Here is a 25102-nt window from a genome sequence, read left to right as displayed (position 1 = left end):
TCCTGCAGCTGACCCACTGCGTCGCGCACGCCGCCACGACAGACGCAACCGCCGTTGCGTCTGTCGTTTGTTGGCGGTCCCGGGGCCAGCCCGGTGCGCGGCTTACGTGCGAGTAGTGGTGGTGGAGCGGGGCGATACGGCGCGCGGCACCGCTTCGTACGCTGGCCACTGACCGACCGTGCGCATGGCCTCGGCGATGCGGTTGCGCTGGCGCTTGACGATGAAGTCCACGCCACGTTCTTCGGTCAGTTTTGCCTTCTCGCGGACCAGCAGCAACGTCGGCTCCCACACGGCGGGCTGCTGCAGCAACGCGTCGAAGGCGGTGCGCTCGGCGAGTGCAGCCGTGTCGTCACCTGCATCCTGCGCCACCAGTGCAAGTGCGCGGTGCACGTCCAGCAGCGGTGCAGCTTCGCTACGTAACGCCTCGTCGGCGAACAGCGCAGCCAGTGCGTTGCCATCGGCAAAGCGCCTGGCCTGCTGCATGAAATGCTCCAGTTGCAGCTCTGCCAGCACCGGCTGCAAGGTCTGGTCGACATCGTTGCCCAGCTTGACCAGGCCGTAGTCGGCCCAGCGCTCCCACTGGGTGCGGACCAGGCGCTCGAACGCGGCGAATTGCGCGAAGTCGGTTGCGCGGTCGCTGCGGGCCGCATCGATTTCACCACCGAACTGGAACAGCGTGCAGAACGCGGTGGCCACGTCCGCGCTCACTTCGGCGACATAGCCGGCATCGAGTGCCGAGAGCGTGGTGCTGGCCGCAGGCGTTGCCGATGCGCCTCCGTGTCGATGCTGGGCAAGCGCCAGTTGCGCGCCGGCCGTCAGGCGTGCGGCCGCTTCCACCCGGCGTGCGGCGGTGGCGTCGCAGTAGTGCGTGGTCATGTAGCCGGCCACGGTCGTCGATGTCCAGCCGAGGTCCTGGCGCGACTTGACGCCGAGCCCCAGCGCACCGCCCGCGCGGCGGCCGTGCGCATCGCCTGCACGCAGGCCGGCGCTGACGCTGGCGCTGCATTCGGTGCCCTGGCTGACGCGTGCGGCCTGGTCGATCAGCCCGACGCTGGCGTCCGGATGCTCGGCCAGCAATGCCTGCATCCAGTCTGCGCCGGGGGGCTGTGCGGAAGGATCGGGCGTTGCGCGGCGTACCAGATGCTCCAGCATGCGCAAAAATGCCTGCAGCAGCTCCGGCTCGCCTCCCTTGCCCAACCGGGGGATACGGAGCTGCAGGCCGTCTTCCACGCCGGCCTCGCGCCGATAGCGCCAGTCCACGGCGGCCGACACCCCGGCTGCCGCGTAGTCGCTTTCCACATCGATGCCATAGCCGACAGTCAGGCCCGCAGCGAGCTGGCGCTGCGTCGCGGATTGGCGGCTGATCTGCAGGTACAGGCCGGTACGTCCCATATAGAACTCCAGCGAGGCATCGCGATTGCACTGCATGCTGGCGATCAGTCGCGTACCCAGGCCGAACGCAGACCCTGCAATCGCAGCTGCCGCCGAAAGCGGTGCGAGATTGGCGCCCCAGGTCTGTTGGCAGGTCATCCGCCAGCGGTCGCGCCATTCCAGGTGCGAGAGCATGTCGCGCAGCAGGTCCAGCAATGCCTCGGGGTGAGCCAGGGCGCCGGCACCGGTCTGCTTCATCAACTGCAAGGTCTTGTCGACGACGGCGTCGAAATGCGCCAGGCAGTCCTGCGCATGTGCGAGCCACAACGTGGCCTGTGGCGAGGGATCGCCTGCTTGCGGCTCCGCCGCTTGCTCTGCGTGCTCCGCCCGCACCGTAGACAGGCAGGTGCGCAACAGATCGAACGCGGCTGGCGCGGTGCAGCGACCGCTCCGCACCTGCTCCCAGGCACGCCGCAATCCTTCCGGTGGTGCTGCCTGCACCGCTGCACCGCCCGGGGTTCGGGATGCCTGCGCCTGATGGTGGTTGTGCAGCGCTGCGGCACGTTCGGCGATGCGTGCAAGGGTGGCGGCATCGAAGACCACGCCGCTGCGGTCCACGTCCTCATCGACCCATTGCAGCAGCTCGGCCGCCGCCTGCCAGTGCAACTCGGCCTGCGATGGAACACTGCCCTGCGGTCGGGCCGCATGCAATGCGCCCAGGTAGCCGGCCAAGGCAGCCGCGGCGTGCTCCAGGGCCAGGTTTGCGCGTCGACGCGGTGTCGGCAGTGCGGTGGCCGATGCGACCTCAAGCCCCTCCGACAAGGCCTGCAGTGGATTGGGAGCGCTCGCGTGTGCGCCGGCAGGATGCGGCGAGGTGGCAGTGCACACCGCCTCGCCGAACGCCTGCAGGTGGGCGTTTGCACGCGCATACGCCGAATCGGGAGCACGCGACTCGTAGCCATTGCGCAGCGCATGGTAGGCCGCGCGTTCGTCGCTGCTGCAGGTGCGCAACGCGTCTGCCGGGTCGGCCGCGTGCAGGGCGACACCGGCGGCGCGGCGCGCACCGCTCAGCCAGCACCGCGTGGCGGTATCGTCCACAGGTGCGGCGCGCAGCAGCGCATCGGCCCGCAACGCAATGCGCGCGATGTCCTGGCGGCCGGGGTCGGCGGCACGCTCGTGGCGTGCCTGGATCAACTGGCCCAGTACCTGACGGCCGCGTGGCACACGTCCCAGGGTCTCCAGCCAATGCGTTGTCGCCGCCTCGATCGCTGCGCGGGCAATGGCGGAGTGCTCGCCCATCGTCATGCCCGGCGGGTCTCCGGGCCGTTCCGGATCGGCGGGGATCAGCGCGCTCCAGGTGCTGTCGTGGACACGGTCGAAGGTGGCCAACAGCAGCGCCGCGGCGTCAGCGCAGTTGTCGCCGAGCACACTGGCCACTGCCGAGCGCAGCGCGCCGAGCGCGATGGCCACGATCCCCGCTGCAGGCACCGCCTGGTCTGCGAAACGCGTGGTGGACAGCCCGCTCGCCCAGGACGACAAGCGGTTGCGCAATGCGGTGGCCGCAGCGGCATCGGTTGTGCTGGAGGCGGTCTGCGCGATCTGCGCGGCCATCAGTGCGTCCGATGCGGCCCGCAGCGCCTGGCTGGCGCGCAGGTCGTCGGCCGCCGCGCGGTCAACCTCCTCCTCGAGCGATTGTGTGAGATCCGCCAGCGCCGGCAGCAGTGCACGCAACGCGTCGGTGCGCGCAGCGGTCTCGAACAGGTCGCCGGCCACGATGAGTGCTGACTGCAGCGCCTGTGCCAGTGTGGTGTCGAGGTTGGCGGCGCGCGCTTCCAGGCGCTGCAGCAAGGCCTGCTGTTTCTCGCGCAGGGCGGACAGGTGCTGCGCGTGCTGGTGCTGCTGGCGGATGCGCTCCAGCGCGGCTTCGTGCTTGAGCAGGTCACGCAAGCGCGGTCGGCGCTCGTTTGCAGCAGGCGCGGGCATGGCCGTGAGCTGGTCCAGTTGCTGCTGCAGCTGGTGCTCGGTACGCGCCAAGCGCTCGCTGCAGCTGGCGATGTGCTTGCGGAGCAGCGTATTCCAGGTGGCCAGCACCTGTTGGCGTTTGCGGGTGGCGTTGGCACGGTCGGCCAGGCGCGGCGCGCGTCTGGCCTGCAGGCTTGTGTCCTGCTCCAGGCGATCGATATGCAGCACCACCAGGCGCTCCAGCGCGGCGGCCTTGCGCACGGCGATCCGGGCGTCGCTTAGCCGTTGCGAGGCGGCGAATGTCGCTGTCTGCAAAGGAGCGAGCGTGTGCCAGTGGCCCGGCTCTGCCCGAGCGGGCGGTGCAGGCTGCGCAGATGTGCCCTGGTAGCGCAGCAGGCGCGTATGGTCGGGAGTGGCCTGCCGGGCGATGCCCACCGCCGTGCCGGCGAGCCGGGCGAGCTTCTGCAACGACTTCCGCACGCCCCGCAGCCTGCCTGTCTCGCGTGGCGCAGGCGCCCCCCGTCCGGTGTCGGCAGCAGCTGCGCTGTAGCGATACACCCGTGCGGCCACATCCAGTTCTGCAGCGCGTGCTTCGGACTCGGCCGCCGGCCCATCCAGTTGATGCAGTCGGTGATGGGCCTGCTTGTGCGGCGACGGCGTACCCGCATGCGCCGCGCCATGGCTGTTGCCAGGCAGCCCGAATGTCAGGGTGGAAGGGCGGATACGGGTCACGCTCGACACCTCGCATGTGGACCTCGACACCACCGGGCGCCGATACCCGGCAGATGCGTCAACGCAGTGCATCTGCCGGGCGCGCTCGACGCACAGCAACGGTGCAGGGTGTGGTCAGCCGCTGTAGGCCTTATGGCCGATGCGTGTCGCGCCGATGGCCTGGGACGCGTTGGGAGCAATCACCTCGTCGGGCGCATCGGTCGTCAGGTTTGCCAACTCCACCGTCGCGCCTGGCGCGTCGGTGCGGAACACTGCTTCCTTGACCTGATTGAACTCGCAGTTTTCCACCTGAAGGCTCGTATTGATATCGGCATGCCCACCGTTGGTGCGGAAGACCTTGCTGGCACCCTCGACGGTGTCACCCGACATCACCACGTCGGCAGCACCGTTGTCCTGCACGACCTTGTCTGCGGCATTCTTGAACGTGCAATTGATGATCTCGACCTTCGGCCGGCCGCTGACCTCAGCGCTACAACCTGCAATTCCCGCATCATGCTCGCGGTTGCCCTGGCCATCGATGGTGACCGCATCCTCGCTGACATCTTCGTTGACGCAGTTGACCATCTTGCCGCTGCCCATGAAATGCACGCCGTCGCCGCCGCCCGTCATGTTGACGTTGCAGAGGCAGCCGCCGTCCTCGACGACGAACAACGGTTGCTGGTGCTCGTCCTGATCGCCCTTGCCCAGGCAGGGGCCGCCGATATAGCTCTGATTCTTGCCGTCGAACACCTCGCCCTTATGCACCACGATGGGCTTGTTCTGTACGCCGGGCGGTGCGGTGACGACCTTGCCGGGAGGCAGGGATGCTTGCGTGCCGTTGGGGCTGGGCGTTACCGGCTGGCCGGTGCCAGGCGGCGTTGCCGGTTGACCCGGGTTGCTGCGGGATGTGCCGTTGCCGGCTCCTGTTCCGCTGGTGCTTCCGTTGCCTTTGTTGGTGTTGCTGCCATTGCCGCCGCTGCCATTGCCAGTCCCGCTGCCGTGTTGTCCGCCGGGGTTGGTGGAACTCGGCGGGTTCGATGGCGGCATCGAGGGCGTCGGATTGGGGGTGGTCGGTGACTGACCGTTACTGGATGGCTGATCCTGTGACTGCAGCATGTCGCTGAGCACGCGTTGCATGCAGTACGCCAGCATGCTCATGATCACCGCGGTAAGGGCTTGCTGCTGCGACAGGGAGAACGAGGACGGCTGCAAGCTCGCAGTGGTGTGTGAGGGGATGGCGAGATTCATTGGCGAGTGTCCTTGCGAGTGATGAATGGCGTAAGAAATCCTGCGAGGGGAAATCACGGCGCGACAGCGTGGCGATGTGACCCAGCGCAGCGGATGCGCAAGGCTCCGATCAGCGTGCTGCTGAGTCGTGCCTGCCTCGCTGCAGGCATCAGCTTGCATGCACGGCCGAGCACCTCAGGCGCGTAGCCACAGATAATTCCCTGTCGCGATTCCTTCAAACATTTCGTCGTGTGCAATGAAGATATTGTTGTTCCAGTAACGGCCATGCTCGGCGTAGTGGGCGAGCAGATCGCAGATCCATGCGCCGTCGACGTCGTCGTCCAGCGGAACGCGCACGATCAGCACGATCACGCCGGCGTCGTTCAATCCCAGTTGCGCCTGGTCCTGCGCGTACACCGAGAGGTTGGCTTCCAGCAATAGCCGGAAGACCGTCAAGCTGCGTCCCGCAGGAGCAAGGCCGTAGCAGATGCGTAGATACAGCGCTTCTTCTTCCGGCGCTTGCTGTGCTTCATCGTCGGTCTGGGCTGCAGGCATGTGCAGATAGACTTCAAACCCGTCCACCCACAGCACGCGTTTGCTGAGCACCGTCTGCACATCCGGCAGGTCCAGTGCTTCGCACATCTGCCGAACGATCGCTTCGAATCGGGTGCTGCTCATCTGTCGTACGACATGCGCAGGGCCATGCACCGGCCCTGCGTCATGTCAGGGCCCATTACTGGCCAACCAGCTGCTTCGCGTTGTCGCCAGCCTTGCCGATGAATTTGTTGAGCGCTACGTTGAAGTCAAGTTCGTTCTTCTTCTCGGTCAGGTAGTTGTTCATGCGCTCCTGCGCGGAGGCTGAATGGCCAATGCCACCCATCAGACTATCCATCTGATTGTCTGAAGTCTGGCTGCTCATATGATTGTCGTATCTGCTTGAAAAGTCCGATTTAAACAGATCCCCGCCCTGGCCCAATCGCGGCCCAATCGATTGTAAATCCGACATATAAATACTCCTCAGCTAAAGGTGAAGTAACGTGGAGCGCCTGCCGGCGCGTTTTGCTTGACCAACGTGGCCAAGGAACTCGATGATCAAGGCATGCTGGCAATGTGCGCGACGATGTCGCGTGCGGCGTTGATGCCGTCGTGCAAGACGGTGAAATTGTTGCGCGCAGCCTGATCGCTCGCTGCAGACCAGTGCACACGGAGTTGTTGCGCTGTCGTGTGCAGCGCTGCATCGATGTTGCGCAGTCGTTCACCGGAGAGATCCTCCGCCTTGGTCTGCAAGATCTTGCTCATATCCTGGGTAACCGTGTGGGTCATGGCATCGAACATGGTGCGGTTCTCATGGCGCCGCGTGCTGCGGCAGGGAAGTCAGGTGCTTGGTGCCGTCCGGGGTCTCGACGTAATGCAATCCGTCGGCGAGCAGCGCGGCGTCGTAATTGGCGGGCGGTTTTACCGACGGGTCCTGCTGGGTGATGTCCACATGCAGCTTGCGGACCTCCGGGCCCAGATCGCTGCGTAGATCGGCAATCCTTTGGATTGCACGCTCCGCGTTGTCGCTGCTGCCGGCGATGGAGAACACGCCTTGACCGTCGTAGCGAACGTTCAGATCGCGGTCGGCCAAGGTATCGCGCAGGGTTGCCAGCACCTCATCCACCACCAGCACATCGACCGTGACCGCATGTTGGTACCGGTGCAGTTGTACGCGCAGGCGTGCCGCATCCGCGCTGCTCGCCACCAAACCCTCGACGCGCACGCGCGTACCAACCTGTTCCACGCGCGCTTCGCGCAAGCCCAGCCGTTTCAGCACGGACCGGACCTGGTTGAGCTGGTTGTCCTGGCTGCGCGCGGGAGCGGCATCGGAGAGAAAGGCCGGTAGCAGGGAGGGCAGCAGCGCTGCGGCGGCCAGCGCTAACATGGCGCCCACCACTGCGCGCAGCGCAGTGCGCCTGGACTTGCGTGGTGGGGGTGTTGCCGGCGTCGCGGCTGGAGACAGCAACCGCTCCAGCAGCGCCACATCGTCCGGCCAATCGGCAGCAGCCTCGCCGACGCACAGCACCAACGGACCAAAACGCACTGGATGCAGCGCAACAAACGGTGTCGTTGGCAACGCGTCGCTGCGATAACGAACTTGACCATCTGCATCCACCTCGATGATGAGCGGGCCATCAGGCCAGTCTTCGATCCGGATCTCGGCCTGGGGATCGGCGCCTAACGTGTAGCTGCCTGGCTGCAAATCTAATCGCGCGCCGGCGTGTATTCCCGTCAGTATGCGAAGTTGCATGATCATGCACGAATCCCCTGAGCGGCCCCGTCTTGGTGTTCCATCAGTAGCGTGTTCAAACGTGTGACGCCACGCGCACAATCAGCGGGTCTGCGCGGCTTTCCCGCGCTGATCAGCATCAGCGGCAGCAGCAGGTTGTAGCTGCGCAGCGCCGGTGTGGGCTCCGGTTGCGCGCGCACCATCTCCGCCAGGCGTTTGCGCAAGGTGTCGACGCTTTCGGACAAGGTGCTCGCCTGGACCGATTGCAGGTGCTCGCGCATCAACAGCCAGACCATGGTGGTCAGCGATGCGGCGACTGGATGGGCAATGCCGATGTCACGCAACTCCACGAACGCGGCGGTGAGGGCGTGCCGTCTGACCGTCTGGTCGGCGGCGCGCGTTGCCGCATAGCGATCGATGACTGCCTGGACACCCGCACGCACATCCTCGTCCCAGTGTACCGGCGAGGCGCTTGGCCACGTCACTGCGTGCGGATCGCCGGCATGTGCGCGACCACCGGCGCCATGCTGATCGTCCTGACGTTGTCCCTGCTCCTGGGGCTGAGCGACTGCGATGCTGACGCGGCCGCGTAGCGCCGACACGCGCGCCGCTTCGGCATCTTCCTGGTCGGTGGCGTCGAGTTCGTCGTCCATGCCATTCAGCGACCGCATGCCGCGTCGCCGCTTGCGTGGCGGAACGGGGCGCAGACGGGGGGCATGATGGGGCGTGTCCGCCAGCGGCTGCGCGCCAGCTCCCGGCGCATCGGCATGGTGATGCGGGGCGCCGGGCGTGGTCGGCAGTGACGGCGGCACAGCGCCTGGGGAAATGCGCCGGATCATGGAAAGGCCGCCTGCATCAGCGCCTGGCCGAACTGCATGATCGCCGAGGCGCCCCAGGGCGCGGTGACCGCAATGGCAGCCACCACCACCACCAGCTTGAGCGCAAACGAAATCGACGCATCCTGCAACGACATCACTGCCTGGATGAAGGCAATCAGCAAGCCGGCAAGCGCGGCGACGCCGACCACGGGCAACGACACCTTGAGGCACAGCAACAAGGCTTCGGAGGTGAACCGCACCAGATCGTCATGGTCCATGGCGTCACCGATAACTCAAGACCAGGCCGTGGATCAGCATGGACCAGCCATCCAGCGCCACGAACAGCAGCAATTTGAACGGAATGGCCACGTTGGTCGGCGTCACCTGCGAAAGACCCATTGCCATCAACGCATTGGCCACCACCAGATCGATCACGATGAAGACCAGATACAGCAGAAATCCGATGCGGAACGCCTCGGTCAGCTCGCCGAGCGTGAACGCCGGCGCCAGCACGAGCAGATCGTCCGGCTTGAGCGTGTCGGCCTTGTCCTTGGGCCAGATCTGCTGCGCCGAGCGCATGAAAAAAGCCTTTTCGCGCTCGCGCGTGTGCTTGAGCAGGAACTGCCGAAACGGTTCGCGGCAGGCGTCGAGCAGCACCACCACGCGGCTGTTGTCGGCACCGGGACTGTAGTTCTGCGCGGCCTTGAACGCCTCCATGCCCACCGGCGCCATCACAAAGCACGACACCAGCAACGCGACGCCGTTGAGCACCATGTTGGGCGGCACCTGCTGCACACCGATGGCGTTGCGCAGCAAGCCGAGCACGACCACGATCTTGGTGTAGGAGGTGACCACCATCGCTGCGAAGGGCAGCAAGCCCAGCATGATGACCACCAGCAGCAGCGAGCCGACATCAGGCATCTGCATGTGGAGTCTCCGACATGCTGAGGATCTGCACGCCGAGATGTTCGCCCACCGCCAGTAGCCTGCCGATGCCGATGGTCTGGCCATAGACGACAAGACGGATGTCGGCCTGGTCCACCGGCACCGACAGTTCGAGGATCTGGCCGGGCTGCAGGCCCGACAGCACCGACAGCGAGAGCGCAAGTTGGTCCACTTCCAGTTGGACAGGCAGCTCCAGTGCCGCCACATCGGTGGTGGGCTGCGAGGGATCGGACTCGGGCGTATCGTGCTGCATGGCGGGGGCGGTCTCCAGAATCATCTGTTGCGGCTTCAGGTGCACCGGTGCGCGCAACACCGCACCTCCGGGGATGCCCCAGAGCAACTCGCCGCTGCGCACCGGAGCCGGGCCAAGCGCGTGCAGCAGCACATCGCCCGGGCGTAGCGACTGCAGCAGCGTCGCCGCTGCCGTGCGCTGGCCAATGCGCAGGCGCGTGCTCAGCCGCAGTCCGCTCAGCCAGGCCGGCAGTGGCGATGGTGTCGCCAGCGCAGCGGTCGCGCTGTGCAGCGCGGCAAGCAGCAATGGGCTGGCGGTCTCCGCGATCGCGTCGATGTCGCCGAGGGCGATGCCGATGTCGAGGCAATTGGCGGCGTCCGCGCAGCGCTCGAAGGCGACGACCTCGGCAGCGCCCAGTCCGAGCGGTGCGAAGGCGCGCAGCGCATCGCTCAACAGCACACCGGCGATCGCGGTGCGCAGGGCGGCATCGGCTTCGTTCAACAGCAGCGCCAGGCCGTCGCGTGCGGCGATCCGCAACTCCAGGGTGCCGCTATCGAACTGCAGCTGCAGGCGCGCCGCTTCCGCGGCCCGGATGCCGCGGCGTTGCGCGGTAAAGCCGCAGCGGCGTGCGGTACGCGGGTCGCACAGGATTCTGCCGAGCTGCGCGCGCGCAGCAGGCACGTGGGTCAGCGCTTGCGACAAGTCGCGTGCCGTTGGCGTCGGGCTCGGCTCGGTTGACAAAGCGGGGTCCCTCGATATGGCTGTTCTGCATGTGCGGCGCTAGACGACCTCGATGCTGATCTGCAGCGTGTCGCTGAGCGCGGCCTTCAATGCGGTATCCAGACGCTTTCTTCCATTGCAAAGTACCTCGCGCGTCTCGGGTGAGCCGCTGTCGAAGCGAAGCGATAGCTGGTCTGGCGAAAGCCGCAAGAACAGCGTGGTCTGCGGCAGGATGTCGTGGTTGATCTCCAGCCACGCCTCCCAGATCCCTGCGCCGCGCACCGGCGTGGCATTGCAGAATTCGGCCACCCGCAGCGCGATGTGGTGGATGGCCATCTGCGCGCGTTGGGTGCGGATCCACTCGGCGGCGATCTGCCGACCCAAGGCGTCGCTGTCGTCGCCTCGGGCGATCTGTCCACGATTGCCGTCATCCAGGCAGGCGGGCGCGCCTGGCAGCGGCGCAGCGTCGTGACCGTCGCTGGCAGCATCCGCAGCGTCTGGCAGCGGCGGAGCGTCGTCGCCGTCCTCCGGCACCACCATGTCCGGCAATCCGCGCAGCACGCTGCTCAGGCGTCGGCGCAGTTGCATGAAGCTGACACGCTGCGTCGCACGCGCCGGTGTGGGCGCTGCGTGCGGCGGCAACGGTGCACCGGCGATCGGCAGGATGCGCACGTGGCGGACCGGTGGCTTGCGCATCAGGCCACCACTCTGCCGATCGGCTGCAGCTGCACCTCTGCGCCCAGTTCCTGGAACGAATAGACCTCCAGCCAGTTCAGGCGCGCCTCGATCATGCGGCGCACATAACGCCGCACGTCCATCGATGCGACCACCGCCAGTGGATGCTGTGCCTGATCTGCGACGATGCGCTCCACCTGCTCGACCAGCTGGTTGGCCTGCTCCGGTGGCAGGGCCAGGAAATTGCCTGCCGGTGTGGCGCGAATCGACTGCCGGATCAACTGTTCCACCGCGTGGTCGAGCATCACCGCAGGCAGCTGCCCGGTGCCTGCGGTCGCAGTGTGCGCAAGATAGCGGCCGAGATCGCAGCGCACATACTCGGTCAGCATCAGCAGGTCCTTTTCCTTCGGTCCCCACACCACCAGGCTCTCCAGGATGCTCTTGATGTTGCGCACCGGGATGCGTTCTTCCAGCAGCCGCCGCAACACATCGGCGATGCGCTGGGCGGGCATGGCCTTGTTGACCTCTGCAACCAGCCCGGGATAGTCCGCGCTCACCTGTTCCAGCATCCACTGTGTTTCCTGGATGCCGACGAACAGATGCGCGCGTGCACGCAGCGGCGCGATCGCCTGTTGGGCCAGCGCCTTCTGCAGGTCTGCGGTATCGCTCAAGGCACTGCGGGTTTCCGGGACGTCGTGGATCAGTACTTCGTACTGCAGGTCCTGCAGGGCGTCGCTTTGCCAGATCGCAATGCCCGGAAACGGCAGGCCCAGCAGTTCCACCAACTGCCGGCGTTCGCTCTCGATCGCCTGGTCCAGCAGTGCCGGGTCGAGCCGCGCAGCCAGTTGCGGCGACAGCCGCATCGACAGGGGCGAGGCGAAATCCGGCGCGCTCTTGCGGATGTGCGGTGCATCGCCCTTGGCCCCCTTGCGGCTGGTGGATGGCAGCGTGGGCTGATCGCTGCCGCTGACATCGCGTTGCTTGCGCCAGATCGTATAGCCGCCTGCGCCAACTGCCGCCGCCAGCAGCAGGAACAGCACCGCAGGAAATCCCGGAACGAACGCAAAGCAGGCCAGCAGCACGCTCGCCGCCATCAAGGCGCGCGCATTGCCGGTGAGCTGGCGTCCGATCTCGAGCCCGAGCGAGCTGGTCTTGGCCTCGTTCTCGTTGGCCACGCGGGTGATCATGACGCCGGCTGCCACCGAGATCAGCAGCGAGGCGATCTGCGAGACCATCGCATCGCCCACCGACAGGATTGCAAAGCGGTTGGCCGCCTCGCCTGCGCTCATGCCGTGATAGGTCACGCCCACCACGATGCCGGCCAGGATGTTCACCATGGTGATCACCAGGCCGGCGATGGCGTCGCCCTTGACGAATTTCATGGCGCCATCCATGCCACCGTGCAGCTGACTCTCGATCGCCAGCCGCGCGCGTTTGCTGCGTGCTTCGTCTGCGCTCAGGTTGCCGCCGCGCAGGTCGGCATCGATGCTCATCTGCTTGCCGGGCATCGCGTCCAGGGTGAAGCGCGCACCGACCTCCGCCACGCGCTCGGAACCCTTGGCGATCACGATGAACTGCACCGTGGTGATGATCAGGAACACCACCAGGCCCACCACCAGGTTGCCGCCCACCACCAGCTCGCCAAAGCTCTCGATGATGTGGCCGGCCTCGGCATGCAGCAGGATCGATTTTGTCGACGCGATGTTCAACGACAGCCGCAGCAGCGTGGTGAACAGCAGCAACGAGGGAAACGACGACAGCGAGATCGAGTCGGGTACATACATCGTGACCATCAGCAACACCACGCTCAGGGTGATGTTGATGCCCAGCAGCGTGTCGATGAGCGGGGTGGGCAGCGGCAGGATCATCAAGCCGATGACCGCCACCACCAAGGCGGCGATCGCCACTTCACCGGTGTATGCGAAATACCGTGTCAGGCGCATGCGATCTCCTAGCAGGGCAGCGGGCCGCTGCCGTCATCGTTGTCGCGGCCCAGCTCGTCGACCCAGCGCAGCACCACCGCCACCGTTTCGAACAGTGATTCGGGAACCGCCCCGCCCAGTTCGACCTGATGCAGCGCACGCGCCAATGGCGGGTTCGCCACGATCGGAATGCCCTGGTTGTGCGCGTAGGCACGCAGTTCCAGCGCACCGTCGTCCACACCCTTGGCCACCACTTGCGGCAGACCGAAGCCGTCCGGTTCGTAGGCCAGCGCGACGGCGTAATGGGTCGGGTTGACCACCATCACCTTGGCCTTGGCGAGGCGCTCGCGCGGGTCGCCGAAGACCAGTTCCTTGGCAAATTCCTTGCGCTTTCCCTTTAGTTCCGGATCGCCTTCGCTGTCCTTGTGTTCGCGTTTCTGCTCGTCCTTGCTCATGCGTTTGTCGCGAATGAACAGCCAGTGCTGCACGCTCCAGTCCGCCGCGCCGACCAGCACGAATACCAGCACCGCCAGGGCGCACAGGATGCCCAGCGCACGCCAGCCGATCTGGGCGATGTCGGCCGTTGGCTGGTAGGCGAGCCCGATGATCGTCGGCATCAGTGCGCGCAGGCCGTACCACAGCACCACGCCGATCACCGCGGCCTTGATGCCCAATTTCATCAGGTTGATGAGACTTCGCAACGAAAAGAGTTTTTTGACGCCGTTCACGGGATTGAGCGAATCGAACTTGGGCGTGACCGGTTTGAGCGAGGCATTGAGCCCGGTCTGCAGAAAGCTGCCGATCAATCCGGCAGCCAGGCATGCGACCACGAAGGGCAGCGTCAGCCACACTCCCTGGACGCCGATGCGACCGAGTGCGCGGTGCAACGCGGTGGCATCGCGTGTATTGGCGCTGAAATCGAAGCCGATCGACATCAAGGCGCGCAGGTGTTCGACGAAATAACCGCCCGCCAGTTTCATCACCAACAACGCGGCCAGCAGCACGGCTGCGGCAGTGACGTCCGGGCTGACCGGCACTTCCCCATCCCTGCGCGCATCCTGCAGTTTTTTTTCTGTCGGCTTCTCGGTCTTCTCATCCGACATGGCGATCTCCGGCCGCGGTTGCTGCACGCCGATTCTGGTTGAGCCATCGCCAGGCGATCGGCTTCCAGGGCGAACGTGTGCATGGGTGGACGAAGCACGCTGTGTTTGTTCGCGATGGTATTCCGATGTTCGCTTCTGAAGAGCCTTGGTTGGCGCCGACGCGTACGTTACGCACGCATGCTGTCCACAGCCATTGAATGACGAGGTGCGGTATGGAAAAGATGGAATGTCCCGGTTCGGTCGTGAGTGGGCTGATCGAACTGATCACGGTGGGGCTGACGCACGAGAAACTCGAAGAGGCCGCAGCGGTACTGGCCGCGGTGCGGGTGCTGCGGCCGGAGCTGAAGGCGCTGGACACCTTCGATGCCTGGATCGCGATCAAGCGCGGCAGTTATCTGGAGGGTGCGCGCCTGTTGCGTGAGCTGGAGGCCGATGCCGGCTCCAAGCCACTATGCAAGGCCTTGTACGCGTGCTGCCTGTTTGCGGTGGGCGACGCTTCGTGGCACGGCATTGCAGACAGCCTGATCGAAGAGGACGCCGATGCCGACGCCGTTGGCCTGGTCAAGGCGCTGTCAGGACGCTACACGCCGGCACCCATGCAGGCGGAATCGGCAACCGAATCCGCCGCGCCGATGGAAGTTCCCAACGCGCAGTATCTGCGCGCCTGACCCGGACGTTACCCAGCCTGCGGAACATGCCATGACGCTCATTCCTCCTGTTGCCCCGATCACTGCCAGTTCCGGCCTGTCCACGCCCGCGATATCGCCGACGGCAGCGCCGAACCAGGCGCTCGTCAACCGCTTCCAGGCGCTGATGCAATCCTCCAGCCCGCTGCCGCCTGCCATGCAGCGCGTGGGAGAGCCCAGCATGGTGAGCCGGATGGTCGACGTGCAGAACGATGGCGTGCGCACCATCGCCGAGCATATCGATGCCTTCAGCATGCAGGCGCCGACCATGGGCCTGCAGGAAATGGCCTCGCAACAAATGAAGCTGATGCACGAGCTGACCATGGTCGGCTTCAACCTCAATGTCAGCGTCGGCGTGGCGCAGTCGGGCAAGAACGCCGTGCAGACTTTGTTCAAGAACCAATAGCATGCGAGCGCTCAGATATCTGGTGGTGTTGCTGCTGGCACTGCTGCTGTCTGGCTGCGACCAGCAGCTGTATTCCGGGCTGACCGAGAACGACGCCAACGAGATGCTCGCCGTGCTGCTGACCGCCGATGTGGATGCGGAAAAGCGCACGCCCGACGACGGCAAGACCTGGGCGATCAACGCGCCGCATGACCAGGTGGCGTACGCGTTGCAGGTGCTGCGCGCGCATGGCATGCCGCACGCGCGGCACGCCAATCTCGGCGAGATGTTCAAGAAGGACGGCCTGATCTCCACACCCACCGAAGAACGCGTGCGCTTCATCTACGGCGTGTCGCAGCAGCTGTCGCAGACCCTGTCGAATATCGATGGGGTGATCGCGGCCGATGTGGAGATCGTGCTTCCCAACAACGACCCGCTGTCCACCTCGGTCAAACCCTCCAGCGCCGCGGTGTTCATCAAGTTTCGCGTCGGTAGCGATCTGACCAGCCTGGTGCCCAGCATCAAGACGCTGGTGATGCACAGCGTGGAAGGACTGACCTACGAGAACGTCAGCGTCACGCTGGTGCCAGGCGGGGCGGAAAGCGATGCGCAGCTCTCCACACCGGCGCCCCCACGTGCCTGGGCGTGGCCATGGCTGGCCGGATGCGCGCTGGCGCTGTGCGTGGCGGTCGGTGCAGCAGCGCTGTACTGGTGGCCGAGCGCCGATGCACGCCGCTGGGGCGGCTGGCAGCGCCTGCGCGCGTTGTCCAGAAAACCTGCTGGGTGAGGCCGGCCGATGGACAAGGCACGCATCGACAACGCGGCACGGTGGCTTCAACGATGGGCGGCGGCGGTGCGTGCCCTGGCGCAATCGCTGGAGGCAGAGCGGGTGGCGCACTGGCTGGGTCCGGTCGCTGCGTTGGGCTGGGAACGCGCGCCTGCGCAGCGCCGTGTGCGCGTGGTCCAGGCCTGGGCGGGATGCTCGCGCATGCAGGTCTCTGCGCTGGATTCGCCGGCCAACCGGCTGGTCGTGCTGGCGCCCGACCTGCTCGCCAAGGTATTGATGAGCCGCGCGTTGTTTTCGCGCGCACTGGCGCTGCGCCGCTGCATCGAGCGCGAGCGCCTGAGCTGGTTCGAGCAGCGGGTGGGGCCGGCGGTACTTGAGCATGTGCGCCATCGCGCGGTCACCGGCATGACAGCGCCACTGTTGCCGCGCGATGCCGACCAGGCGGCATGGGTCGGCGATGGCTGGCGTCGCCTGGCGGCCGATGGGGCCTGGCCCGACCCGTGCATCGCCAAAGTGATCGCGCTGTCCTTGCCGCTGGGCGCTGCCCAGGTGGCGCCCATCGCTGCAGATGGCGCGAGCGATGCATTCCTGCAGGCGCTTCCCACCTTGTTGCCGGAGCTGCCATGCGTCTGTGGCTGAGGTCCACGCCGGAGGCGGTCGGCCTGGACGGCGACGTCATCCCCCGTGAGGCATTGGCCCGTGTGCTGGAACTGGACGCCGCGACTGCACAGGTGCACGCGCGGTGCGCGCAGACGCTGGCGGACGCCCAAACGCGTGCGCAGGCGCTGATCGACGATGCGCAGCAGCAAGCCGAGGCGATCCTCGACGATGCCCGGGACAAGGCCGAACGCAGCGCACGGTTGGGCTATGCCGCCGGGCTGCGCCGTCAGCTCGACACGTGGAACGAGCGCGGCGTGCGGCATGCCTTCGCGGCCGAGGATGCCGCACGGCGCGCACGCGAGCGTCTGGCCGGGATCGTCGCGCATGCCTGCGCACAGGTCCTGCACGGGCACGACCCCGCTGCGCTGTACGCACGCGCCGCCCAGGCGCTGGACGGCGCCCTGGACGAGGCCAGGGCCTTAAGGGTGAGCGTGCATCCGGATGCGCTGGACGACGCGCGGCGCGCCTTCGATACGGCCGCGGCGGCCGCAGGCTGGCCCATGCCGGTGGAACTGTGCGGCGACGCGGGTCTGGCCCTGGGCGCCTGCGTGTGCGAATGGGATACCGGCGTGTTCGAGGCCGATCTGCACGATCAGCTACGCAGCATCCAGCGGGTGATCCGCCGCGTCCTGGCCGCGCCACAGGCGGTGCCGGATGACTGCTGAGCTGCCGGTGCTGGAGGCAACGCTCGAGCGCGAATTGGCTGCGCTGGCCTTCGGTCGTCGCTACGGCAAGGTGGTCGAGGTGATCGGCACCATGCTCAAGGTCGCCGGGGTGCAGGTCAGCCTGGGCGAGGTGTGCGAGTTGCGCCAGCGCGACGGCACGCTGCTGCAGCGTGCCGAGGTGGTGGGATTCAGCCGCAATCTCGCCTTGCTTGCGCCGTTTGGCGAACTGGTGGGCTTGTCGCGCGAGACGCGCGTGATCGGATCGGGCCACCCATTGGCGGTGCCGGTCGGGTCGGCGTTGCTGGGACGCGTGCTCGATGGCCTGGGCGAGCCGGCGGACGGCCAAGGGCCGCTCGCCGGCGACGGCTGGGTCCGGATCCAGGCGCAGGCGCCGGATCCGATGCGCCGGCGCCTGATCGAACAACCGATGCCGACCGGCGTGCGCATCGTCGATGGCCTGATGACACTGGGCGAAGGCCAGCGCATGGGCATTTTCGCCGCGGCAGGCGTCGGCAAGAGCACCTTGATGGGCATGTTCGCGCGCGGCACGCAGTGCGATGTCAATGTGATCGTGCTGATCGGCGAACGCGGACGCGAAGTGCGTGAGTTCATCGAGATGATTCTTGGCCAGGACGGTCTGGCGCGCAGCGTGGTGGTGTGCGCCACTTCCGATCGCTCCTCCATCGAGCGCGCCAAGGCCGCCTATGTCGGCACCGCCATCGCCGAATATTTTCGCGATCAGGGCATGCGCGTTCTGCTGATGATGGACTCGCTGACGCGCTTTGCCCGCGCGCAACGCGAGATCGGTCTGGCCGCCGGCGAGCCGCCCACGCGTCGTGGATTTCCGCCATCGGTGTTCGCCGAGCTGCCCCGCCTGCTCGAACGTGCCGGCATGGGCGAGACCGGCTCGATCACCGCGTTTTACACCGTGCTGGCCGAGGACGATACCGGCAGCGATCCAATCGCCGAAGAAGTGCGCGGCATCCTGGATGGCCATCTGATTCTGTCGCGCGAGATCGCCGCCAAGAACCAGTACCCGGCCATCGATGTGCTGGGAAGCCTGAGCCGGGTGATGAGCCAGATCGTGTCTGCCGAGCAACGCCAGTACGCCGGCCAGCTGCGGCGTCTGCTGGCCAAGTACAACGAGGTGGAAACCTTGCTGCAGGTCGGCGAATACCGCCAGGGCAGCGACGCGGTCGCCGACGAGGCGATCGCCAGGATCGATGCCATTCGCGACTTCCTCAGCCAGCCCACCGACCAGCTCAGCGACTATGACACCACCCTGGAGCAGCTTGCCGGCGTGATCGACGATGCGTGAGCATGCCGGCACCTGGACCACGTTGCAGCAGCTGAAGACGCGCCGTCATGAACGGATGCAGGACCGTCTGGGCGACTGCAGGCGCGCGCTGGCGCAGTGCGACCGCGAATGCGCCAGTTGCAGTCAGGAGGCCAGCGCCTGCACCGCGCGTCTGGCCGCATTCGATGCCACGCTGGCCGACAGGGCCGGCGCGGGTGAGCCGATCGGCATCGAGACGATCCTGCAGCACCAGCGCTTCCGCGCCGTGCTGGAAGAGCGCTGCCGCGCCGCAGAGCAGGCGCTGGTCGCAGCGACGCAGGCGTTACAGAACGCACGCGACGAGGCCGCAGCGGTGCAACAGGCCGTGAGCAAGCTGCAGGCGCAGGCGCAGATGTATGCGGAAAACGCCGCCAGCGCGCAGCGTGCCTGGCAAGCCCAACGCGAAGCGGCCGAGGAGGAAGACGCGATCGAGGCGTTGGTCGGGCTGCGCCGGCATCGTGCCGCGCGCGGAGTGGGGCAATGAACGACACCGCCAACGCGCTGCTGGCGCTGTCATCCCAGGGCGTGTCGCTGCTGACCCTGCTGGCGTTGTGCGGAGTGCGCGTGTTCGTGATGTTCTTCGTGCTGCCGGCCACGGCGCAGGACAGCCTTCCGGGGATGGCGCGCAACGGCGTGATCTATGTGCTCAGTTCCTTCATCGCCTACGGACAGCCGGCCGATGCGCTGGCCAGGATCGAAGCGACCGGCCTGGTGGGCCTGGTATTCAAGGAAGCCTTCATCGGCCTGCTGATCGGGTTTGCCGCATCCACGGTGTTCTGGGTTGCCGAGAGCGTGGGCCTGCTCATCGACGATGTGTCCGGCTACAACAACGTCCAGATGACCAACCCGCTGAGCGGCGAGCAGAGTACGCCGGTGTCCACGGTGTTGATGCAGCTGGCGATCGTGTCCTTCTACGCGCTGGGCGGCATGCTGATGCTGCTCGGTGCGCTGTTCGAATCGTTCCGTTGGTGGCCGCTGACCCAGCTCACGCCGGACATGGGAGCGGTCGCCGAGTCCTTCGTCATCCAGCAGACCGACGACATGATGACCGCAATGGTCAAGCTGTCTGCGCCGGTGATGTTGGTGCTGGTGCTGGTGGATCTGGCCATCGGCTTTGTGGCCCGCGCCGCCGACAAGCTGGAACCATCGAACCTGAGCCAGCCGATCCGTGGGGTACTGGCATTGCTGCTGCTCGCATTGCTGACCAGCGTGTTCATTACGCAATCCGGTGACGCACTCGGCTTCCTCCATTTCCAGCAGCAGTTGCACGATGCCGCCAACATCGGCGGCAAAGGGGGCGCCGCGAATTGATCATTGTTGAGACATCCACTGCCGTGCGCTGCCTACACTGACCGCACGCGCCACCGATGCACTGCCCGACGCCGTGTCTGCAGCCCGGCTGCACGCGGCACGCAATCCCGGCCGACGCCTGCCTGCCGGGCGCCACCCCATCGACTTCTTTCACTTGCCTCGCAGAGGGAACGCCATGGCATATGCCTGTCCTCCAGTTCACCGCCATCGACGTGCGCTATTGGCCGCCGCGTTGTTGCTCAGCCTGCTGCCGTTGCTGCCGCCGCATGCCGATGCCGCGCAGGTGCCGTGGCATTCGCGCAGCTTCAAATACGTCGCCGACCACAAGGATCTCAAGGAAGTGCTGCGCGACCTGTCCGCCAGCCAATCCATCACCACCTGGATTTCACCGGAAGTGACCGGCACGCTCAGTGGCAAGTTCGAGGCCAGCCCGCAGAAATTCCTCGACGATTTGTCTGCGACATTCGGCTTCGTCTGGTATTACGACGGTGCGGTGCTCAGGATCTGGGGCGCCAATGAAACCAAGAATGCAACCTTGAATCTGGGCGCTGCGCCGACGAATGCCCTGCGCGATGCGCTTGCGCGCATGCGTCTGGACGATCCGCGCTTTCCGGTCCGTTACGACGAGGCGGCGCACGTGGCGGTGGTGTCCGGCCCGCCGGGGTATGTGGATACCGTCGCCGCGATCGCCAAACAGGTCGAGCAGGGCGCACGCCAACGCGACGCCACCGAGGTGCAGGCGTTCCAGCTGCATTATGCGCAGGCCGCCGATCACAGCACCCGCATCGGTGGGCAGGATGTCCAGGTGCCGGGCATGGCCAGCCTGTTGCGCAGCATGTACGGCGTGCGTGGCGCTCCTACCGCGGCGCTGCCCGGGCCGGGCGCCAATTTCGGGCGGGTGCAACCGATCGGCGGCGGCTCGTCCAATACGTTCGGCAACAGTGCTCAGGGCCAGAATGGCGGCGGCAGTGGTAACAACGGCATTCTCGGCTTGCCTGCGTCGTGGTTCGGCGGTGGCTCTCCGTCCGATCGGGTGCCGGTCAGCCCGCCGTTGCCGGGCACTGGCACCAATGCGCCGGCTAGCGTCTGGCCGGAGATGAGCCAGGCCCGGCGCGACACGCCGCTGGCGGTGGATGCAGGCAGCGGCGGCGAGCTGGCCTCCGACGCGCCGGTGATCGAGGCCGACCCGCGCACCAACGCCATTCTGATTCGCGACCGCCCCGAGCGGATGGCGGCCTATGGCACGTTGATCCAGCAGCTCGACAACCGCCCCAAGCTGCTGCAGATCGATGCCACCATCATCGAGATCCGCGATGGCGCCATGCAGGATCTGGGCGTGGACTGGCGTTTTCACAGCCGGCGTGTCGACGTGCAGACCGGCGACGGGCGTGGCGGCCAGCTTGGCTACGATGGCACCCTGAGCGGTGCGGCGGCAGGGGCAAGCGCTCCGTTGGGCGGCACCTTGACGGCGGTCCTGGGAGATGCGGGACGTTACCTGATGACGCGTGTGTCGGCGCTAGAGCAGACCAACAAGGCCAAGATCGTCTCCACCCCGCAGGTGGCGACGCTGGACAACGTGGAAGCGGTGATGGATCACAAGCAGCAGGCATTCGTGCGTGTCAGCGGCTACGCATCCGCGGACCTCTACAACCTGTCCGCCGGTGTGTCGTTACGCGTTCTGCCAAGTGTGGTGCCGGGCTCGCCCGACGGACAAATGCGCCTGGATGTGCGTATCGAAGACGGGCAGCTGGGCGCCAACACCGTCGATGGCATTCCCGTCATCACCTCCAGCGAGATCACCACGCAGGCATTCGTCAACGAGGGGCAGAGCCTGCTGATCGCCGGTTATGCATCCGATAGCGACCAGACCGATCTGAACAAGGTGCCCGGGTTGTCCAAGATTCCACTGGTCGGCAACCTGTTCAAGCATCGCCAGCAGAGCGGGTCGCGGCTGCAGCGCTTGTTCCTGCTGACCCCGCATATCGTCTCGCCCTGAGCAGCGCCTCGAGGGGCTGCCGATGCTGTTGAAACGTGCAGGCTGCCGCGTGGACCGGCAGCCTGCACGCATTGCCCATCAGGCCTGGCCGGTAATGCTCGACAGGTTGGCATTGAAACCGCCACCCAGACTGTTGCCGCCCAGGTTGCTGCCTAGCGAACCGCCACCGCCCATGCCGGCGCCGCCCTGGTTCTGCATCAGCTGCATCACGATCTGCATCAGCATCTGCGTCAACGGACTCAGGCCCTGCTGACCGTCCTGCGGCTGGTCGTTTCCGCATTCCTGATTGGCATCGCTGCCCTGGCTCTGTTGAAGCATCATCATGATGAACATGGCGAGCAATTGATCCAGCTGCTGCTCGGAGCCAGCCGAGGACGCGCGCTGACCGGAGTTCTGCGTTTGCTGGGGCCCGACGCCCATCGTCTGCACGTTGCTGAAATTCGAAAAGTTGGTTCCGATAGATGAGTCCATGGTGGTTCCCGTCTCATGTGGTTGACTGGGTACATCGCGGTTGCCGGAAAGCTGCAACGGCAAGCTCGCAACAGGGACGCTGTGTTGCCCCGTCGGCAAGGTAGAAGAGGCAAGCGCGATGCATCTGCCAGGACGCGAAAGCGCGCTTTTGCTTGCGAACGTGATGGCAGCCAAATCTCGGGAAACCGCTGGAAAACAGCTGCCTTGCAACACTGCACGCGGTGCTTTCGCTTATGTCATAGACGCTTCGTCCAGCATGTGCCGGCGTATGCACAGCACCGTTATGGTGGCGCGATCGAGCGGGGGACGTTGGATCAACCGGGGATGCGTATCCACTCCGCCGCGTTGCTGGAATCAACGACGATCAGGTGACAGAGATGACAGAGACCGATACGCCGACCACGTGTGCGTCTGCGCACGGCACGGGGACGTGGCATCCACAGCATTGGGCCACGCTCTCCAGCAACATGCCCGCAGACGAGCGATGGTGCGCGCTCCAGGCCAGCCGTGCTGTCGCGCCTCGGCGACGCGCGTGGCTTGCGGCGGCGTTGCTGTGCGCCGCGCCGCTCGCACGCGCAGACTGTTTTGAAGAAGCCGCCGGTTATCAACACGTCAATCCCTGGGTGTTGCGCGCCATTGCGTGGCAGGAATCCCGGGGCCGTGCGGACGCGATCCACCGCAACAACAACGGCACCATCGATTATGGAAAAATGCAGATTAATTCGATCCATCTGCGACGTCTTTCCAGCTACGGCATCTCCAGGGATGCGTTGATGCAGCCGTGCGTCAGCGTGTATGTGGCGGCCTGGCGGCTGCGCGAGATGACCAATAAATATGGAAATACCTGGGCTGCCGTCGGCGCTTATCATTCCGAAACGCCCGCCGAGCGCGACAAGTATGCGCATGCCATTCACGCGATTCTGACCAGGCGCGGGGTGGTTGCCGAGTAACGCTATTGCACGCGGCGGTGGCGCACTGCGTTGCTGGTCTGCCCGCATTGCGTGCCCAAAAGGAAGTGCCGTGGGCATACACACCACGCCCGCCGGATGGCGAGCGCGGTGGTTTGATCGCCGTGCTTACCCGGCCTGCGAGCGAGCCGCCTCGGCTGCGCGAACGGCTCCCTCGGCCTGCCAGGTGGCGCCGATGGTCTTGTACTGCATGCCCGCGACCACGCCGGACACCGTATTGGAGAGCAGCCCGCTGCGTGCGGGCGACAGCCCGATCCAGGCGCCAATCATGTTGATGGCGGTACCAAGCGCGATATTGGAATTGATGGCGGCCGTGCGTGCGATCGAGTGATCCATGACCCGCTCATAATCCTCGCGCTTGCCTTTCCATTCGGGCTCCCAGATCTGCTTCGTCCCGGCCTGGTCGGCTTCGTGCTGGGTGACATTGATCCAGTCCGCCGTTTCCAGGCCGACATTCAGGGCCGCCGTCATCGCCGATTGACGCAAGATGATGCTGGTCGCCTCGCCTTGGGTGAAAGGCGAGTTCAGGCCGGCCCAGCGTTGCCGGGCCGCTGCAAAGTCCGGCGACGCCAGCTCGTTCGATGCCAGGTTGGCCAGCACGTTGGCCATGCCGTAGAACCTGCCGGCGCTGGTGATGTGCGGATCACTGATGCCACCATTGGAGCGGGCCGGGTGCTGCATTCCCACCATCTTGAAGGTGGCCTGGATGGTGTCGCGGGCTGCGGCATACGCGGCGATCTTCAGGTCGCTGGCCAGCAGCCTGGCCGCCATCTCCGGTTGGCCGGATGCCTTGCCGGCCGCACCCACGGCGATGTTGCTCAGGATGCCGCCCAGCGCGAGCCGGGTGACCAGATCCGAGTAATGTTGCTGCTCGGTTCTCTTGTTCTCCTGTTCGTCGCTGGATAAGGCATCCCACTGTTCGAGACTGAGATTGTGGAAGCCTCGCGCAGCCGCGTCAGGATTGCGTTTCTCGCGGTTGCTCCGCAGCGTATGCAGCGCCATCTGCAGCGTGCCGGCGACGGCCTGCATGGCGACCACCGCCTCGGGTGGAAGCTGGCGAAGAGCGGCAAACAATCCCTCGCCCAGCAACTCACGCGCAAATGTGGTCGGTCCCACGGAGCTGGCCTGGTGCACCAGATGCCCCAGCGCAGCACCCAGGTACTGTCCGTCGAATTTGATCGGGAGTATGCCGCGCGCTGCCGCCGCCACCGCGGTGGCGGTCGGTCCAAGGACGGTGCTTGCGCCACGCACTGCACCGGTCCCGATCGATGCAGCCAGCGCACCCAGGCGCTCGCTGCGTGTCGTTGCGGCGGTGGCTGCGGATGTGTGCTCCGGCGGGTCGTGTGGTGCCGCCTGTTGGTGGGGGATGGAGGACGGGTCTGGTGGTGCAAAGGAGTCGTCGGCGTCGAAGAAGTGCTCGCTGGTGCTTTCTTCGCCATGCAGTATCGATGCGCTAGCGGCATGCAGCAGCGGGCTCTTGCCGGTGTGCTGGGTTCCGTCCGCAGCCCTGCCAGACCCGGTGCTGCGTTGCGAGTTGCTGCGTCGTCCAGACGGCCTGCGAGGCAGGCCCGCCAGTGCAGGGTCTGCCGTCGTTGCTGGCGTCTGGTTGCGCTGTTGCAGCGGCGGCATGTCAATCACAACGTCTTTATGCGTCGATTGCGATGGCTGGGAAGCACTGGCTGAGGGGATCTTCATCACGGCATGTCCTCGCTGTGGGGGGAGGGCGGCGCGCTGCCGCCGGGCTTGCTGGGCTGCCGACGTGCGGCGTTGACAGCCAGCACATCATTCGACGGACGCATGGCGGTGCCAGCCTCGGTTGCAGCGCAGGCGGCGCCGGTGGCCGGCGACGCGTCGATCGAGGTGTCGCCCGGCAAACGCGCGGCAC

General features: G+C 66.0%; 25 protein-coding genes. 10 read left to right on the top strand and 15 right to left on the bottom strand.

Annotated elements, in window-relative coordinates:
- Positions 1–102: 102 nt before the first annotated feature.
- From xopZ to sctU, 13 genes are all read right to left on the bottom strand, one after another.
- Entirely contained in the window at positions 103–4065 is a 3963-nt protein-coding gene (xopZ, locus tag EO170_RS11300; RefSeq protein WP_126944941.1) for a XopZ family type III secretion system effector, read from the bottom strand.
- Between the two features lie 114 nt (positions 4066–4179).
- Complete coding sequence (locus EO170_RS11295; RefSeq protein ID WP_164741007.1) at positions 4180–5292, bottom strand: pectate lyase; 1113 nt, start codon at positions 5290–5292, stop codon at positions 4180–4182.
- A 174-nt stretch (positions 5293–5466) separates the two neighbouring features.
- On the bottom strand, positions 5467–5949 hold the full coding sequence (locus EO170_RS11290; RefSeq protein WP_126945462.1) for a CesT family type III secretion system chaperone: 483 nt from the start codon (positions 5947–5949) through the stop codon (positions 5467–5469).
- A gap of 55 nt (positions 5950–6004) precedes the next feature.
- The gene (hrpE, locus tag EO170_RS11285; RefSeq protein ID WP_104583492.1) at positions 6005–6277 is read right to left on the bottom strand and encodes an HrpE family protein; all 273 of its coding nucleotides are present in this window, start codon (positions 6275–6277) and stop codon (positions 6005–6007) included.
- Positions 6278–6363: 86 nt separating this feature from the next.
- Positions 6364–6606 (bottom strand): HrpD6 family protein, encoded by a 243-nt coding sequence (hrpD6, locus tag EO170_RS11280; protein WP_104583493.1) that lies wholly within the window; start codon positions 6604–6606, stop codon positions 6364–6366.
- Between the two features lie 10 nt (positions 6607–6616).
- Positions 6617–7564 (bottom strand): HrpD5 family protein, encoded by a 948-nt coding sequence (hrpD5, locus tag EO170_RS11275; protein WP_126944938.1) that lies wholly within the window; start codon positions 7562–7564, stop codon positions 6617–6619.
- Entirely contained in the window at positions 7561–8376 is an 816-nt protein-coding gene (locus tag EO170_RS11270; protein WP_126944936.1) for a 4-hydroxyphenylacetate catabolism regulator HpaA, read from the bottom strand. The genes hrpD5 and EO170_RS11270 overlap by 4 nt, the downstream gene beginning before the upstream one ends.
- Entirely contained in the window at positions 8373–8633 is a 261-nt protein-coding gene (gene sctS, locus EO170_RS11265; protein WP_002802878.1) for a type III secretion system export apparatus subunit SctS, read from the bottom strand. The genes EO170_RS11270 and sctS overlap by 4 nt, the downstream gene beginning before the upstream one ends.
- 4 nt (positions 8634–8637) lie before the next feature.
- On the bottom strand, positions 8638–9282 hold the full coding sequence (gene sctR / locus EO170_RS11260) for a type III secretion system export apparatus subunit SctR (RefSeq protein WP_126944933.1): 645 nt from the start codon (positions 9280–9282) through the stop codon (positions 8638–8640).
- A complete protein-coding gene (gene sctQ / locus EO170_RS11255) occupies positions 9269–10222 on the bottom strand; it encodes a type III secretion system cytoplasmic ring protein SctQ (RefSeq protein ID WP_164741034.1) in 954 nt (317 codons plus the stop codon). Before sctQ ends, sctR begins: the two co-directional genes overlap by 14 nt.
- Positions 10223–10312: 90 nt before the next feature.
- Complete coding sequence (sctP, locus tag EO170_RS11250; RefSeq protein WP_164741006.1) at positions 10313–10948, bottom strand: type III secretion system protein SctP; 636 nt, start codon at positions 10946–10948, stop codon at positions 10313–10315.
- The gene (locus tag EO170_RS11245) at positions 10948–12870 is read right to left on the bottom strand and encodes an FHIPEP family type III secretion protein (RefSeq protein WP_126944766.1); all 1923 of its coding nucleotides are present in this window, start codon (positions 12868–12870) and stop codon (positions 10948–10950) included. The genes sctP and EO170_RS11245 overlap by 1 nt, the downstream gene beginning before the upstream one ends.
- Before the next feature lie 8 nt (positions 12871–12878).
- The gene (gene sctU, locus EO170_RS11240; protein ID WP_126944769.1) at positions 12879–13952 is read right to left on the bottom strand and encodes a type III secretion system export apparatus subunit SctU; all 1074 of its coding nucleotides are present in this window, start codon (positions 13950–13952) and stop codon (positions 12879–12881) included.
- 212 nt (positions 13953–14164) lie between these two features.
- Here sctU and EO170_RS11235 point away from each other — a divergent pair, with 212 nt between their 5' ends.
- The 9 genes from EO170_RS11235 (at position 14165) to sctC (ending at position 21778) form a co-directional block, all read left to right on the top strand.
- The gene (locus EO170_RS11235; RefSeq protein ID WP_126944772.1) at positions 14165–14620 is read left to right on the top strand and encodes an HrpB1 family type III secretion system apparatus protein; all 456 of its coding nucleotides are present in this window, start codon (positions 14165–14167) and stop codon (positions 14618–14620) included.
- A 31-nt stretch (positions 14621–14651) separates the two neighbouring features.
- Positions 14652–15044 (top strand): type III secretion protein HrpB2, encoded by a 393-nt coding sequence (locus EO170_RS11230; RefSeq protein WP_104583499.1) that lies wholly within the window; start codon positions 14652–14654, stop codon positions 15042–15044.
- 1 nt (position 15045) lies between these two features.
- Complete coding sequence (gene sctJ / locus EO170_RS11225) at positions 15046–15810, top strand: type III secretion inner membrane ring lipoprotein SctJ (protein ID WP_126944929.1); 765 nt, start codon at positions 15046–15048, stop codon at positions 15808–15810.
- Between the two features lie 9 nt (positions 15811–15819).
- A complete protein-coding gene (locus EO170_RS11220; protein WP_126944926.1) occupies positions 15820–16449 on the top strand; it encodes a type III secretion protein HrpB4 in 630 nt (209 codons plus the stop codon).
- A complete protein-coding gene (gene sctL, locus EO170_RS11215; RefSeq protein WP_126944923.1) occupies positions 16434–17135 on the top strand; it encodes a type III secretion system stator protein SctL in 702 nt (233 codons plus the stop codon). The genes EO170_RS11220 and sctL overlap by 16 nt, the downstream gene beginning before the upstream one ends.
- The gene (gene sctN, locus EO170_RS11210; protein WP_126944920.1) at positions 17125–18453 is read left to right on the top strand and encodes a type III secretion system ATPase SctN; all 1329 of its coding nucleotides are present in this window, start codon (positions 17125–17127) and stop codon (positions 18451–18453) included. Before sctL ends, sctN begins: the two co-directional genes overlap by 11 nt.
- Positions 18446–18955, top strand: coding sequence for a type III secretion protein HrpB7 (locus tag EO170_RS11205; RefSeq protein WP_126944917.1), 510 nt, complete (start codon positions 18446–18448; stop codon positions 18953–18955). Before sctN ends, EO170_RS11205 begins: the two co-directional genes overlap by 8 nt.
- Positions 18952–19782 carry a type III secretion system export apparatus subunit SctT gene (gene sctT / locus EO170_RS11200; protein WP_126944914.1) on the top strand — a complete coding sequence of 277 codons (831 nt, stop codon included), beginning with the start codon at positions 18952–18954 and terminating at the stop codon, positions 19780–19782. Before EO170_RS11205 ends, sctT begins: the two co-directional genes overlap by 4 nt.
- Before the next feature lie 175 nt (positions 19783–19957).
- Positions 19958–21778, top strand: coding sequence for a type III secretion system outer membrane ring subunit SctC (gene sctC / locus EO170_RS11195; RefSeq protein ID WP_126944912.1), 1821 nt, complete (start codon positions 19958–19960; stop codon positions 21776–21778).
- A gap of 78 nt (positions 21779–21856) precedes the next feature.
- Here the strand turns inward: sctC and xopA are convergent, their stop codons facing one another.
- Positions 21857–22423, bottom strand: a complete 567-nt coding sequence (gene xopA, locus EO170_RS11190; protein WP_241239426.1) for a XopA/Hpa1 family type III secretion system protein — start codon at positions 22421–22423, stop codon at positions 21857–21859.
- A 203-nt stretch (positions 22424–22626) separates the two neighbouring features.
- On the opposite strand from xopA, the gene EO170_RS11185 reads away from it, so the two are divergent.
- Entirely contained in the window at positions 22627–23199 is a 573-nt protein-coding gene (locus tag EO170_RS11185) for a lytic transglycosylase domain-containing protein (protein ID WP_241239425.1), read from the top strand.
- 126 nt (positions 23200–23325) lie between these two features.
- Here EO170_RS11185 and EO170_RS21495 read toward each other — a convergent pair whose 3' ends face one another.
- Entirely contained in the window at positions 23326–24915 is a 1590-nt protein-coding gene (locus tag EO170_RS21495; protein WP_206514002.1) for a hypothetical protein, read from the bottom strand.
- Positions 24916–25102: the final 187 nt, after the last annotated feature.

This window comes from Xanthomonas sp. BRIP62409 (assembly GCF_003992965.1).
GTDB classification, from domain to species: Bacteria; Pseudomonadota; Gammaproteobacteria; order Xanthomonadales; family Xanthomonadaceae; genus Xanthomonas; species Xanthomonas euroxanthea.
Note: the sequence above shows the minus strand (reverse complement) of the source record. Positions and strands in the feature narration are given on the sequence as shown.

Excerpts from the sequence above, each read along its gene's own strand:
- sctT (WP_126944914.1), top strand. The coding sequence starts at position 18,952 with ATGAACGACACCGCCAACGCGCTGCTGGCGCTGTCATCCCAGGGCGTG.
- sctJ (WP_126944929.1), top strand. The coding sequence starts at position 15,046 with ATGCGAGCGCTCAGATATCTGGTGGTGTTGCTGCTGGCACTGCTGCTG.
- hrpD5 (WP_126944938.1), bottom strand. The coding sequence starts at position 7,564 with ATGATCATGCAACTTCGCATACTGACGGGAATACACGCCGGCGCGCGA.
- EO170_RS11245 (WP_126944766.1), bottom strand. The coding sequence starts at position 12,870 with ATGCGCCTGACACGGTATTTCGCATACACCGGTGAAGTGGCGATCGCC.
- hrpD6 (WP_104583493.1), bottom strand. The coding sequence starts at position 6,606 with ATGTTCGATGCCATGACCCACACGGTTACCCAGGATATGAGCAAGATC.
- sctR (WP_126944933.1), bottom strand. The coding sequence starts at position 9,282 with ATGCAGATGCCTGATGTCGGCTCGCTGCTGCTGGTGGTCATCATGCTG.
- sctU (WP_126944769.1), bottom strand. The coding sequence starts at position 13,952 with ATGTCGGATGAGAAGACCGAGAAGCCGACAGAAAAAAAACTGCAGGAT.
- EO170_RS11205 (WP_126944917.1), top strand. The coding sequence starts at position 18,446 with ATGCGTGAGCATGCCGGCACCTGGACCACGTTGCAGCAGCTGAAGACG.
- sctP (WP_164741006.1), bottom strand. The coding sequence starts at position 10,948 with ATGCGCAAGCCACCGGTCCGCCACGTGCGCATCCTGCCGATCGCCGGT.
- hrpE (WP_104583492.1), bottom strand. The coding sequence starts at position 6,277 with ATGTCGGATTTACAATCGATTGGGCCGCGATTGGGCCAGGGCGGGGAT.
- sctS (WP_002802878.1), bottom strand. The coding sequence starts at position 8,633 with ATGGACCATGACGATCTGGTGCGGTTCACCTCCGAAGCCTTGTTGCTG.
- EO170_RS11270 (WP_126944936.1), bottom strand. The coding sequence starts at position 8,376 with ATGATCCGGCGCATTTCCCCAGGCGCTGTGCCGCCGTCACTGCCGACC.
- EO170_RS11185 (WP_241239425.1), top strand. The coding sequence starts at position 22,627 with ATGACAGAGACCGATACGCCGACCACGTGTGCGTCTGCGCACGGCACG.
- EO170_RS11230 (WP_104583499.1), top strand. The coding sequence starts at position 14,652 with ATGACGCTCATTCCTCCTGTTGCCCCGATCACTGCCAGTTCCGGCCTG.
- sctL (WP_126944923.1), top strand. The coding sequence starts at position 16,434 with ATGCGTCTGTGGCTGAGGTCCACGCCGGAGGCGGTCGGCCTGGACGGC.
- EO170_RS11220 (WP_126944926.1), top strand. The coding sequence starts at position 15,820 with ATGGACAAGGCACGCATCGACAACGCGGCACGGTGGCTTCAACGATGG.
- EO170_RS11290 (WP_126945462.1), bottom strand. The coding sequence starts at position 5,949 with ATGAGCAGCACCCGATTCGAAGCGATCGTTCGGCAGATGTGCGAAGCA.
- sctN (WP_126944920.1), top strand. The coding sequence starts at position 17,125 with ATGACTGCTGAGCTGCCGGTGCTGGAGGCAACGCTCGAGCGCGAATTG.
- EO170_RS11235 (WP_126944772.1), top strand. The coding sequence starts at position 14,165 with ATGGAAAAGATGGAATGTCCCGGTTCGGTCGTGAGTGGGCTGATCGAA.
- EO170_RS11295 (WP_164741007.1), bottom strand. The coding sequence starts at position 5,292 with ATGAATCTCGCCATCCCCTCACACACCACTGCGAGCTTGCAGCCGTCC.
- sctC (WP_126944912.1), top strand. The coding sequence starts at position 19,958 with ATGGCATATGCCTGTCCTCCAGTTCACCGCCATCGACGTGCGCTATTG.